Raw genomic sequence first — 12,439 nt, 5'->3', positions numbered from 1 at the left:
TTATATTATTTTGTCAACGCTAATTCAATGGCATTGTCAAACAAATCAGACAATGAGATACCAGCAACTTTAGCTTGTTGTGGTAAAATGCTTTCAGTAGTCATCCCAGGGATTGTATTCATTTCCAGCATATAGGGTTCATTATTTACTATAATAAATTCGCTTCTTGAAAATCCTTTCATTTTTAGAACTTCATAAGCTCTTTTTGCAACTGTTTCAATTTTTTCTTTTAATTCATCACTAATTCTAGCCGGTGTGATTTCCTGTGATTTTCCTAAATATTTAGCTTCATAATCAAAGAAATCATTTTCTGAAACAATTTCAGTAATAGGTAAAACAGTAATTTTCCCTTTATAATTGATTACACCTACAGAAACTTCAATACCGTTTAAAAAACTTTCAATAATGATTTCATTATCTTCTTTGTAGGCATTTTCAATAGCGGGAATTAATTCTTCCTTCGAAATAACTTTAGATATTCCAAAACTGGAACCTGATTTATTGGGTTTTACAAAACAAGGCAATCCAACCTTTTTAATAATAGTCTCCGGTTGAATAGCATCACTAAAATTCAAATAATAGGAGGTAGCCGTTTTGATACCATACGGTTTTAATACAGAAAGCAAATCTCTTTTATTAAAGGTTAAAGCTGATTGATAATAATCGCAACTAGTTTGTGGAATAGTTAATAATTCAAAGTAGGCTTGCATCAAACCATCTTCCCCGGGAGTACCGTGAATGGCATTAAACACAACATCAAAGTTTAATTTTTCACCATTCATACTAACGGAAAAATCATTTTTATTTACCGGAAACTCTTCTTTATTATCGTTTACCAAAACCCATTTTTCTTTAAATATGTGAATACAGTAGGGATTATATTTCGATTTATCCAAGTATTGATAAACTACATTTCCACTTGTGAGTGAAATTTGGTATTCACTGGAATATCCGCCCATGATGATGGCAACATTTTTCATTGGTGTGCGTTTAAAGATTAGGTTTTACCTTAACAAATTTATCATTTATTTATGGAAACTAAAAACGGTTTATTATTTTATATATTTGCAACAAATAAAATAGAATGAGTTTAAAAAATTACCTAACCAGTAAAGTGTTTTTCAGGCAAGTTTTAATAGCATTTGGTATTATTACTGTTTTGTCATTTGTGTTTTTTAATATGCTCTCTTTTTTTACTAATCACGGTCAGGAAATCACTGTTCCAGATTTGAGTAAAATGAATGTTGAACAGGCAGAAGAAACTTTAGATGAATTAGGTTTAGATTATGTATTATTAGATACGTTGGATTATAATAAAGATTTTCCACAGTTTTCTGTTGTAGAACAAGAACCCAAAAAAGGAGCTAAAGTTAAGGCAAATAGAAAAATTTATATCAAAGTAAATACATCCGGTTATACTTTCGTTGTGTTACCGGACTTGATAGAAAAAACGTTCCGACAAGCAGAACCAACGCTAAAGTCGATAGGATTACAAGTAGGGGAGGTAACTTACAAACCTTATTTAGGTAAAGATATGGTTTTAGAAATGAGATACAAGGGAGCTCCTGTTAAACCAGGAACTAAAATCATGAAAACATCTAAAATTGACTTGGTTTTAGGTGATGGTAAAGCCGCTTTTGATGAAACTGAAATTGACAGTTTGATTCGAGAACAAGAAAGAAACCCCACTAATGAATAATATTCCTCCAACGGTCGAACATGAAACAGACGACGAATTATTTGAACACCACCGATTTGATGTTCCTAAAGGACAATCGATGCTTCGTATTGATAAATATTTAATACAAGTAGTCGAAAATGCAACAAGAAATAAAATTCAACAAGCAGCAACTGCAGGAAATATATTGGTAAATGAACAACCAGTAAAATCTAATTACAAAGTAAAACCATTTGATGTAATTAGGGTTTTGATGCCTCATCCGCCATTTGAATACTTGTTGGAACCCGAAAATATTCCAATCAATGTTATCTATGAAGATGATCAATTGTTAGTTGTTAATAAAGAAGCGGGAATGGTTGTTCATCCCGGACATGGAAATTATAGCGGAACGTTAGTAAATGCTTTGGCTTATCATTTTGAAAATCTCCCTATGAATAGCTCAGAAAGACCCGGGTTAGTGCATCGAATTGATAAAAATACTTCCGGTCTTTTGGTGATTGCTAAAACAGATTTTGCTATGGCCTATTTAACCAAGCAATTTGCGGCTAAGACTTCAGAACGAGAATATATTGCGTTAGTTTGGGGAAATGTAGAAGAAGAGGAAGGTACAGTGCGTGGCTACATAGGCAGACATGTGAAAGATCGTATGCAAATGGCAATTTTTGAAGATGAATGTATGGGAAAACCTGCTGTGACTCATTATAAAGTTATAGAACGATTAGGATATGTAACTTTGATATCCTGTAAATTAGAAACAGGGAGAACGCATCAAATTAGAGCCCACATGAAGCATATTGGACATACTTTGTTTAATGATGAACGATATGGCGGACATAACATTCTTAAAGGGACAACTTTCACAAAATACAAACAGTTTGTAGACAATTGTTTTAAAGTATTGCCCCGGCAAGCTCTTCATGCAAAAACTTTAGGTTTTGAACATCCAATAACCAAAGAATTTTTACGCTTTGACACCGAAATCCCACAAGATATGGCCGAGTGTGTTGAAAAATGGCGAACTTATTCAAAATCACATACTTTGGAAGAAGAAGAGTAATTTTTTTATTATATTTAAACGCTGTAAATGTTTAAATTATGATTAGAATTTTACACCTTATATTACTTTTTTTAGCCTTTGGAATGTCGGCTCAATCATTTGAAATAGGTAGAACTACCATTACTTTCATTGATGCCAGTCGAGGAAATCGTTCTATTGCCTCTGAAATTTATTATCCTGCCAACTCCGCAGGAATTAATGTTCCTGTTGTTTCTACAACTTCGGAGTCTTTTCCCGTTTTGAGCTTTGGGCATGGATTTTTAATGTCCTGGGATGCTTATCAAAATATTTGGGAAGCATTAGTACCCCAAGGCTACATCATGATTTTTCCAAAAACAGAAGGAGGAGCTTCTCCTTCTCATTTAGAATTTGGTAAAGATTTATCCTTTGTGATAAGCCAGATGGCACTATTAAATTTAAATTCATCTTCTATTTTTTACAATCGCATATCAGATAAAAGTGCTTTGATGGGGCATAGTATGGGAGGTGGAGCTGCTTTTTTAGCTGTCCAATTTTCAAACGAAATAGATGTAATTCTTACTTTAGCAGCTGCAGAAACTAATCCTTCAGCGATTACAGCTGCTGGAAATTTAACTATTCCTGCTTTGGTTATTGCCGGAACAAATGATTGTGTAACTCCAACAAACACCAATCAATTGCCAATGTACAATGTACTTAATAGTGAATGTAAAACGTATATAAGCATTACCGGAGGAAATCATTGTCAAATGGCAAACTATAATTTGTTTTGTAGCATTGGAGAATCCACTTGTTCGCCTTCACCGACCATTTCTAGAACTGAACAACATCAATTATTAAACCCAAGCATGTTATATTGGCTTGATTATCAATTGAAATCAAATTGTAGTGCCGGAGATTCGTTTCAACAATTACTTACTTCTTCTGTTGGAATCTCTTCAGTTAATAATTGTGAATATTGTGCACTTAATATTTTGGAATTAAATGAAAGTGAGTTATTTAAAGCCTATCCAAATCCATTTCAAAATGAAATAAGAATTTCAGCTTTTCCTAATCAATTGCTAAAAATAGAATGTTATAATATGCATGCAGAATTAGTATACAAAGAAGCTATTTCTGCATTTACAAGAATTAACACTGAAGATTGGGCATCTGGAATTTATTTTATAAAATGTACAGATCAAAAACATAAAGTCTCTGTATTTAAATTAGTAAAATAAAAATTAATTAAATAAAAAAAGTAGCGAATTTTGAAGTCGCTACTTTGTGTTTTTATTAATTTAAAGTTTAACCTCTTCGAATTGAATTCCCGGAAGTTCTTGTCTCAGCAGTATTTTTATTTCTTCCTTCACTTCTTGTTTGTTCAACTTTAGAGGAGCTAGTTGCTCTTGGTTGAGGAGAATTTGAATAAGAGTTTTGATTTTGAACTCTTGGAGAAGATGCTTGATTTGTAGTTGAACGCGGTGAACTATATTCACTTGATTTTGGCGTAATTCTTGGCGTACTTGAAAAATTATTATCTTCTTTTACCCCTTCAACTCTAGGTTTCGGACTGCTATATTCTGAAGATGAACTATTCATAGTTGTACTTCTCGGATTATTAAAAGCTAAATATTCTGATGAATTGGTGTTTTTTACTCTTGGTTTTGGAGTAGAATAGACTGTCTCATTTGAATAGCTTTTTGGATTTTCAGTTCTTGGTTTTGGAGAAGAATAGACCGACTCACTAGAATAGCTTTTAGGATTTTCAGTTCTTGGCCTTGGTGAATTACTAACATTAGAAGTATTATAAGTTCTATTTCTTACCCCTGAATTTGAAGTTCCTGTGTACAAATTTGCTCTAGTACTTCTTGGAGAAGAGGCAACAGCTTTATCTCTATTAGAACTATAATTGCGAATTTGAACTAATTCGTGACGATTATAATAGCCATCATTGCGATGATTGAAGGAACGATTTGGATATTGTCTTTCATAACCATTTGTTCTATAATTGCGATGCATTGCTACTGCATGACTACTTCTTCTGTGGTTTACATAATGACAAGTATTATTATAATTCACATAAAAATTTATGTGATTTCTATAATGAAAATAGGGATAGGGATTCCATACAAAATAGTATGATGGATAATAATTCCAATACCACGGTGAGCAGTAAGGTCGATAGGAGTTTACCCAAAAAGTATTATAAATAATTGGTGTGTAAGCATATATAGGTTCATAGATATAATTTGTACCATACATATAAACATCTCCTACAATTTGAACTTGTAATTTATTATTCCGGTCTTTTTCTACTTCAATAGTGGCAACATCTTGAAAAAGGTCTCGTCCTATGACTGATTGAACAATAATTAAATGTGTTCTACCTTCTACAGATTCAATTACACGTAAATAATCAACTTGGTTATCATTATTTAAATCAAGATTTGAAATTTGTGTTTGTGGATCATTTAATCGATGTTCGAAATCTTCTAAATTAGCAGCTTCTCCAAATATGGTTGCAATAGCTCTTAAATCTAAGTTATCACTTATATCCACAGAATTAGCTTTAACCGTAGTTCGGTCTTGAGCTCTTGAATCGGTAATACTAACCAATACAATTAAAAGGGTAAATAATTTAATTTTCATAACGGTAAGTTTTAAATGATTATTAGATTTTAAGTTTCATTTTTTTAGTTATACAATTTCTGTGCCAATACTTACAATATAATTTTTACAAGTTTTTTTATAATATGATTTCTTGTTAAAAAGGATTTTGTTATTATATTTGCTTATATATTTAACAAAATGCGTAAAGTTTGTGAAATCTTACTGTTAATAGTTTTGGTTTCTTGTAATCAAGAAACTAAAAAAATTGTAACAAACAAGCGGGCTCCATTTACCGGTGTAATTTCTGAAACTTTAATGTCTGCTAGTATGAGTGTTAGAGCTATTACTCTAGATAAAAATAAAGTTTGGTTTGCGACAGATAAAGGTACGTATGGATATTGTAACTTTGATAAATCTAAAAACTATGTTGGTAAAGTAGAATTTAATTCTATAAAACCTCATTTTAGGGCTATTGCTCAGAATAGTACTTCAATTTTTCTAGTGAGTACAGATAAGCCGTCTGTTATTTATAAAATTGAAAAGGAGGAAAATAAAATTTCTAAAGTTTTTGAAGATACAAATCCAACTGCTTTTTATAATGGTATCCAATTTTGGAATGAATACGAAGGTATTGCGATGGGAGACCCAAAAAACCAATGTTTGTCATTAGTAGTTACCAGAGATGGTGGTTTAACATGGGATAAAGTAGATTGTTCAAACGTACCTAAAACCGCGGAAGGTGAAGCAGGATTTGCTGCAAGTAACAGTAGTTTAATTGTTAAAGGAGATAATACTTGGGTTGTAACCGGAGGAACTAAAGCTAGAGTGTTTTTTTCAAAAGACAAAGGTAAAACATGGTCAGTTCATGATACCCCTATGATTCAGGGAAAATCAATGGCAGGAATATTTTCAGCTGACTTTTACAATGATTCTATAGGAATAATCGCTGGTGGAGATTATGAAAATCAAAATAATAACACAAAAAACAAGGCACTTACTATTAACAGTGGGCAGTCTTGGAGTTTATTAGCCGATGGTCAGGGATTTGGTTATAGTTCTTGTATACAATTTGTTCCTGAATCAGGAGGAATTTTGATTGTAAGTGTTGGACCTCAAGGCATTTATTTTTCAAATGATATTGGTGGTTTTTGGAAAAAAATAAGTAATGATACAGATTTACACACTATTCGTTTTGTAGATGAACGTAATGCTATTGCTGCAGGTAAAAATAAAATTGTAAAATTGAAATTTACTTCGAATTAATTTTTTGGTGGTTGATTCTGACGTCCTCCTCTAAATTGTTTCAATAAATTTCGATTAAAATCCTCTTCTGCTTTTCGGAGCTTTATTATTTTTTGGGCACTAATTACACCTTTCAAATCAGTAATAAGTTTTTTTCGTAATTGATACAATTCATCTTCAGTGCTTTCAATTTGAGATAATAAACTTAATGCTTCTTTTTCAGTAATTTTGTCAATAGAAGTCTCCATTCTATCCATATAGGATTTCATTTTTTCATGGCGTAATACAAATTGTTTATCTTCAAAAGTATTGTAAATAGGCCAAAATTTTTCAGCTTCTTGAGGGGTTAATGCTAATTCATCTGAAATGAAAGCAATTTTCAAAGATTTTACTTTATCTCGTTTGCCTTGTGGCTTTTGTGCATAAGTAATCGCTGAAATAAATATAAGCAATAAAGAAATTTGTTTTAAATATGTTTTCATCGTTTTATATTTTTAATCAATTAAATAATATTCTAAAGATTCTGTTGTCAATAAATAATTCTCAATAGTATCTGATTCAATAGTTTTACTTTTTTGAAAGGCTAGGATATCTTCCTCATTTAGCAAAGTAATTAAATCTTCGGTGGTGATGGATGGATGATAGCTCAAAAAATTTTCAATTTCATCTTGATTTAATTGAGGAGACGAATTTACTTTCCAATTTTGATAGACCTTTACACTAATTGCAAAAAGTAAAATTGCAGCAATTGCGGAATACCATACCTTTTTTCTAGAATGAAATGAAATTACTTTTGGCTCAACTTCAATAGCTAGTTGCTCAGTTAGTATTGCATTAAATTCCTCAAAATAACCATCAGGAACTTTAAAACCCGATTTTATTTTTGGACTATTTTCTAAGTCAAATGATTTCATGTTTATAAGACTATATTTTTAATGATTGGTTTAATCCTTTTTTAAATATTCTTCAATTTTTTTTACAGCATGATGATAGGAAGCTTTCAATGCTCCTACAGAAGTATCTAAAATTTCCGAAAGATCTTCATATTTAATTTCTTCAAAATATTTCATTTTAAAAACAAGTTTTTGCTTTTCTGGCAATTGAGCAATAGCTTGTTGTAATTTAAATTGAATTTCATCACCTTCAAAATACACATCAGCTTGTAACTTTTCAGTTTGTTTTTGTAAATATTCTTCTGATGAGGATTGATGATGTTTCGTTTTTTGTTGTAAAAAGGTCAAGGCTTCATTGGTTGCAATTCGGTAAATCCAAGAAAATAATTTGCTTTCACCTTTAAATTTAGGTAAGTTTCGAAAAACTTTGATGAACGTGTTTTGTAAAACATCATTAGCATCGTCGTGATTGAGCACTATATTACGTATATGGTTATACAATGGCTTTTGAAATTGGAAAACCAATTGCTTAAACGCAGCTTGTTGCGTTTTTGGGTTTAATAATGTTTCTATAAAAACTTTCTCGTTTTCCAAAACCTTGTTTGTGGTTTAGACTGATAATAATTTAAATGGTTTAAAGGAATCTTAAAAATAACTTAGTATTTATAAAATAATTATTATATAATTTAATATTATTATTCCATTGCTTCCGAAATAACCGTTTGCGGTTTTGGTTGAGCGAGTTTTGAAACCGGTTTAGCTTTAATAGGGATGTAGATTTCAGTAATCCATTGTGAAGGATATTTTATGTCTTTTCTACTTTTAGTGTAAACTTCTTGATAGGTGCCAGTTGCACTTTCCTCCAGGTTATTCTGTTTGATGAATTCAGTTCCTTTCTCCCAAGCTTCTTTACTGTGTGAATAATCTCCTTTTAAGGTTATTTTTACTGCTTGGTAGGGAAGAATACTATCTGTGGTAAATTCACTTTCCGGAGTGGTGAATATTTCTTCTTTTAACGGAATTGCAATTGCAAATTTTACAAGATTGTTAGGTATATCATACGAGTCGAAAGCTACAAATGGACTACCAAAGGTTGCGACGTTATTATCTTTAACAAAATTCAAAAGTAGCGGCATTTGCTTTTGGACTTTAGTATAGAAATCGGGTATTTTAGAAATAGAGCGTCGTTTAAGGTATTTTATTTTATTTACGTTTACTAGACCATTAATGGAAATATCGTAGGTGTTTATTTCTTTTGTTAGTACTTTATCAAGCTTGGCTAAACTATTTTCAAAGTTTTGGGTTAGTTTTTTTTCAATTCCTCCAGAAAAAAGAGCATAAAATTTTCCTAAGAAATTCTGATTGCCTTTGCAACTCCATCGTACTTTTGTACCCCCTATGGTGTCACGAAAGATTATATTTGCTTTGGATTCAGAATCATTCCAAGATAAATTTTGGGCAATACTGTCGTTTTCTTTTAAGTATATGGTTTGCATCTTACCGCTTTCTAAACCACCATCCCAACTGAAAGCTCCACCAACACCAACAGTGTTTTCGGGAAAAGTAAATCTTAATTGAGCATCATCTTCTTTCAAGGAACAAAAATCTTCCCAGTTCTTATAGTCATTTACATACTGAAACAAAGTGGATTTTTCCAACTTAATCATTCTGCTGCTGGTAACGCTATACCTACCATCTTTAGTGGCTATAAATACGACTAATGCCAAAGCTACTAAAACGATTAAAAGTAAGATATATTTCAATATTCTCATGACGTTCTATTATGAATATTCAAATGTAAAGGTAGGAAATTTATTTTGGTTAAAAAACCTTGATTTTTTAAATTTATAAATTGAACAGAGCTATCAAAAAAAAATAGTTGAAAAAAATGCCCCAAAAAGTAGACACTATTTGAGGCATGTTTATTTAAAAGAATTTTATAAAAAAGCTATTTATTTTTAAGATAAATTTTTATGATGAACAGTAAAATAATAAAGAGAATAAAACCAAACAATACTTTTAGGCTTCCTTTGTAATGAATTTTATGTAAAGCAAAGTCTTTCCGATAAACATAAATCATAATGGCTATAAAACAGACGACAAAAATCCCTGCAAAAATTAATTGACCTTTGGAAAACATAGTTTTATTTTTCAACAAAAATAGTTAATTGTTTTTGAATTGAAGTGACAAAAGATGTTTTCCAAAATTCTATTTTTACTTTTTAAATTTATGGAATTATGCAAAAACAAATTCATGCCGTAAAAGAGTTTCATGAAGCTTTTGAAATTGGTTTTAAGGAATCACCAGCTGTTCATTTGGGCGAAAATAAAAATCTACTACGTTATAATTTAATGAAAGAAGAAAATGAAGAATACCTTGAAGCTGCCATGAACAATGACTTGGTTGAAGTGGCCGATGCGTTAGGTGATATGCTTTATATTTTGTGTGGTACAATTATAGAACACGGATTGCAACACAAAATTGAAGAAGTGTTTGAAGAAATTCAACGCAGCAACATGAGTAAGTTGGGAGAGGATGGAAGACCAATTTATCGCGAAGACGGAAAAGTGATGAAAGGGCCAAATTATTTCAAACCTGATTTTGAAAAGATTTTTAAATAAAAAAAAGTGTTCAGTGAATTTGGTTTCAATTGAACACTTTCTATAATAGAAGTTAACTTATACTTTAACGGTCCATCCAAAAGTATCTTCTGCTAATTTATATTGAATATTAGTCAGTTTTTCTTTTAATTGAATGGCATATGAATTTTCAATTTTTGGTAATTCATAATAAGTTTCCTGAAATGAAAAACCAACAATTGGATTGACAACGGCCGCTGTTCCTGCCCCAAAAATTTCTTTCAAACTGCCATGTTTTACTGCGTCAATTAATTCTGAAACTAATACAGAACGAACTTCAACATTGATTCCTTCTCGTTTCGCTAAATCAATTAAACTTTTTCTAGTGACACCGTCTAAAATACGTTCGCTGATTGGTGCTGTATATAAGGTGTCGTTTATTCTAAAAAATACGTTCATTGTACCTGCTTCTTCCAATTTGGTATGCGTGGCATCATCTGTCCAAATGATTTGTTGAAAGCCTTTTTCATTGGCTAATTTAGTTGGATAAAATTGAGCAGAATAGTTTCCGGCTGCTTTTGCAGCACCAATTCCTCCATTGGCCGCACGGCTGTAATGTTCAGCAATAAGCACTTTTACTTCGCCTGAATAATAAGCACGGGCAGGAGAAAGGATAATCATAAATCTATATTGAGTAGAAGGTTGAGCAATAACACCTGTTCCAATCGCAATCATAAAAGGGCGAATATACAACGTGTTTCCTTTTCCTTTTTTTACCCAATCTCTTTCTAAATTTAAGAGAGCATGCAAGCCACCAATAAAAATTTCTTCCGTTACTTCCGGCATTGCTAAACGAGCAGCAGAATGATTAAAACGCTCATAATTTTGATCGGGTCTAAACATCCAAACATCATCATTTTCATCTTTATATGCTTTCATTCCTTCAAAAATGGCTTGGCCATAATGAAAAACTTTTGCAGAGGGGTCAATCAGGAATGGTTCGTATTGTTTAATGGTAGGTTTTTGCCATTTTCCTTCTTTAAAATCACAGATTAACATGTGGTCAGTAAAAATATTTCCGAAGGTGAGGTTTTCAAAATCTACCGAGTTAATTTTTGAATTGGAAGCTTTAACTATATCGATTTCGTTAGTAAGTTTAGAACTCATTGATTTTTATTTAAAAGTGTACAGTTGTGTTTAAGTTATTGAAAAACAAAGAGATATGTTTTTAAATGTAAAACTATAATAACTTTGTTTAAGATTTTGCTAAATTAGAAAAAAATAGTGGAGTTTTTTATGGTTTTCTAAAAAAAGGATAAATAAGCAACACTTTTTTATTTTTCCTTAAACTGAATAAAAATTGTTACAGATTTGATAGCAATGGCTTAAATTTTATTAGAATATACTTCTAAAAAGGATTAAACTCTTTACTTTTGTATAAATAATGTAAAATCTAATTAATTAAAACATGAAAAAAGTATTTGTTATTGCGGTAGCTATTTTCTCGATGATAGCTTGTAAAAATGTTGAAGTTAAAGAAGTAACAAATGTTGCTCCTGAAAAATTTCAATCATTTGGTGATTCAATTACCTTAGATGGAGCTATAACAAAAGAACAATTGTTAGCCAAATTTGAAACTCTTAAAGAAGGCGACACAGTTGAGGTTAAATTTCGTTCAGAAATTAAAGATGTTTGCCAGAAAAAAGGCTGCTGGATGAATATGAATTTGAGTGATGACAAAAACACATTTGTGCGTTTTAAAGATTATGGATTTTTCATGCCTTTAAATGCTGCAGGAAGTGAAGCAATCGTTAATGGTAAGGCATTTATTTCAGTAGAATCGGTTGATGAGCTAAAACATTATGCCAAAGATGCTGGCAAATCGCAAGCGGCAATTGATTCAATTATCGAACCAAAAGTTTCGTATTCCTTTTTGTCAAATGGTGTGTTAATCAAAGAATAATGAATAAAGTACTTTTCATAGTCCTTTCGTTTTTTACTTTAGTAAGTTGCCAACAAACTAAGGAAACCACCACCAAAGAAACTACTGCAACAAAAGATACACTAGCAAAAAAGACTTTTGACATGTACGAAATGTCGGAAATGGCTCTGCTTATGGAACAAATGTACGTGGACAACCAACGACTAAAAGCTCGTTTGGAAAAAGGCGAGCCGGCTGGTGAATTCCCCAGTCACTTTGCAAAAATTCACAGTGCAATCATGACGGATCCAACTGAAAATGACGATTTTTTCAAAAAACAAGCAAAAGTGTTTTTGGAAGCTCAGGAATTGATTTATAAAGATCCTGAAAATGCGAAAGCACATTACAGCAATGCAATACAAGCCTGTATTTCTTGTCATGAAGTAAAATGTAGCGGCCCGATTGTTCGAATAAAAAAATTACAATTAAATTAG

The 12,439-nt window shown here is 31.5% G+C and carries 14 protein-coding genes; 7 read left to right on the top strand and 7 right to left on the bottom strand.

Going from position 1 to position 12,439, the window contains the following annotated elements; genetic code table 11:
• Nucleotides 1-5: 5 nt before the first annotated feature.
• Nucleotides 6-980, bottom strand: a complete 975-nt coding sequence (locus ACIQ2Z_RS05325) for a D-alanine--D-alanine ligase (protein WP_396183118.1) — start codon at nucleotides 978-980, stop codon at nucleotides 6-8.
• A gap of 104 nt (nucleotides 981-1,084) precedes the next feature.
• Between ACIQ2Z_RS05325 and ACIQ2Z_RS05320 the strand changes: the two genes are divergently transcribed.
• Genes ACIQ2Z_RS05320 through ACIQ2Z_RS05310 form a run of 3 tightly spaced genes read left to right on the top strand, consistent with a single transcriptional unit; the run spans nucleotide 1,085 to nucleotide 3,937 of the window.
• The gene (locus ACIQ2Z_RS05320) at nucleotides 1,085-1,699 is read left to right on the top strand and encodes a PASTA domain-containing protein (RefSeq protein ID WP_396183117.1); all 615 of its coding nucleotides are present in this window, start codon (nucleotides 1,085-1,087) and stop codon (nucleotides 1,697-1,699) included.
• Nucleotides 1,692-2,738, top strand: coding sequence for an RluA family pseudouridine synthase (locus ACIQ2Z_RS05315; protein WP_396183116.1), 1,047 nt, complete (start codon nucleotides 1,692-1,694; stop codon nucleotides 2,736-2,738). The genes ACIQ2Z_RS05320 and ACIQ2Z_RS05315 overlap by 8 nt, the downstream gene beginning before the upstream one ends.
• Nucleotides 2,739-2,776: 38 nt before the next feature.
• The gene (locus ACIQ2Z_RS05310; RefSeq protein WP_396183115.1) at nucleotides 2,777-3,937 is read left to right on the top strand and encodes a T9SS type A sorting domain-containing protein; all 1,161 of its coding nucleotides are present in this window, start codon (nucleotides 2,777-2,779) and stop codon (nucleotides 3,935-3,937) included.
• Between the two features lie 67 nt (nucleotides 3,938-4,004).
• Here the strand turns inward: ACIQ2Z_RS05310 and ACIQ2Z_RS05305 are convergent, their stop codons facing one another.
• Complete coding sequence (locus tag ACIQ2Z_RS05305) at nucleotides 4,005-5,348, bottom strand: hypothetical protein (RefSeq protein ID WP_396183114.1); 1,344 nt, start codon at nucleotides 5,346-5,348, stop codon at nucleotides 4,005-4,007.
• 159 nt (nucleotides 5,349-5,507) lie between these two features.
• On the opposite strand from ACIQ2Z_RS05305, the gene ACIQ2Z_RS05300 reads away from it, so the two are divergent.
• On the top strand, nucleotides 5,508-6,572 hold the full coding sequence (locus ACIQ2Z_RS05300) for a WD40/YVTN/BNR-like repeat-containing protein (protein WP_396183113.1): 1,065 nt from the start codon (nucleotides 5,508-5,510) through the stop codon (nucleotides 6,570-6,572).
• On the opposite strand, the gene ACIQ2Z_RS05295 is transcribed toward ACIQ2Z_RS05300, so the two are convergent.
• The 4 genes from ACIQ2Z_RS05295 to ACIQ2Z_RS05280 all read right to left on the bottom strand — a co-directional run bounded on the left by ACIQ2Z_RS05295 (nucleotide 6,569) and on the right by ACIQ2Z_RS05280 (nucleotide 9,216).
• Entirely contained in the window at nucleotides 6,569-7,033 is a 465-nt protein-coding gene (locus ACIQ2Z_RS05295; protein ID WP_396183112.1) for a sensor of ECF-type sigma factor, read from the bottom strand. The genes ACIQ2Z_RS05300 and ACIQ2Z_RS05295 overlap by 4 nt on opposite strands.
• Nucleotides 7,034-7,045: 12 nt before the next feature.
• A complete protein-coding gene (locus tag ACIQ2Z_RS05290; RefSeq protein ID WP_396183111.1) occupies nucleotides 7,046-7,465 on the bottom strand; it encodes a hypothetical protein in 420 nt (139 codons plus the stop codon).
• Between the two features lie 30 nt (nucleotides 7,466-7,495).
• Nucleotides 7,496-8,038 (bottom strand): RNA polymerase sigma factor, encoded by a 543-nt coding sequence (locus ACIQ2Z_RS05285; protein ID WP_396183110.1) that lies wholly within the window; start codon nucleotides 8,036-8,038, stop codon nucleotides 7,496-7,498.
• Between the two features lie 101 nt (nucleotides 8,039-8,139).
• On the bottom strand, nucleotides 8,140-9,216 hold the full coding sequence (locus ACIQ2Z_RS05280; RefSeq protein ID WP_396183109.1) for a transcriptional regulator: 1,077 nt from the start codon (nucleotides 9,214-9,216) through the stop codon (nucleotides 8,140-8,142).
• Nucleotides 9,217-9,682: 466 nt separating this feature from the next.
• On the opposite strand from ACIQ2Z_RS05280, the gene ACIQ2Z_RS05275 reads away from it, so the two are divergent.
• The gene (locus ACIQ2Z_RS05275; RefSeq protein WP_396183108.1) at nucleotides 9,683-10,066 is read left to right on the top strand and encodes a hypothetical protein; all 384 of its coding nucleotides are present in this window, start codon (nucleotides 9,683-9,685) and stop codon (nucleotides 10,064-10,066) included.
• A 57-nt stretch (nucleotides 10,067-10,123) separates the two neighbouring features.
• Here the strand turns inward: ACIQ2Z_RS05275 and ACIQ2Z_RS05270 are convergent, their stop codons facing one another.
• Nucleotides 10,124-11,191 (bottom strand): branched-chain amino acid aminotransferase, encoded by a 1,068-nt coding sequence (locus ACIQ2Z_RS05270; protein WP_396183107.1) that lies wholly within the window; start codon nucleotides 11,189-11,191, stop codon nucleotides 10,124-10,126.
• 301 nt (nucleotides 11,192-11,492) lie between these two features.
• On the opposite strand from ACIQ2Z_RS05270, the gene ACIQ2Z_RS05265 reads away from it, so the two are divergent.
• Nucleotides 11,493-11,987 (top strand): DUF4920 domain-containing protein, encoded by a 495-nt coding sequence (locus ACIQ2Z_RS05265; protein WP_396183106.1) that lies wholly within the window; start codon nucleotides 11,493-11,495, stop codon nucleotides 11,985-11,987.
• Complete coding sequence (locus tag ACIQ2Z_RS05260) at nucleotides 11,987-12,439, top strand: hypothetical protein (RefSeq protein WP_396183105.1); 453 nt, start codon at nucleotides 11,987-11,989, stop codon at nucleotides 12,437-12,439. The genes ACIQ2Z_RS05265 and ACIQ2Z_RS05260 overlap by 1 nt, the downstream gene beginning before the upstream one ends.

Source organism: Flavobacterium sp., from assembly GCF_044361015.1.
GTDB lineage: Bacteria > Bacteroidota > Bacteroidia > Flavobacteriales > Flavobacteriaceae > Flavobacterium.
This window is presented reverse-complemented; position numbering and strand designations above follow the sequence as displayed.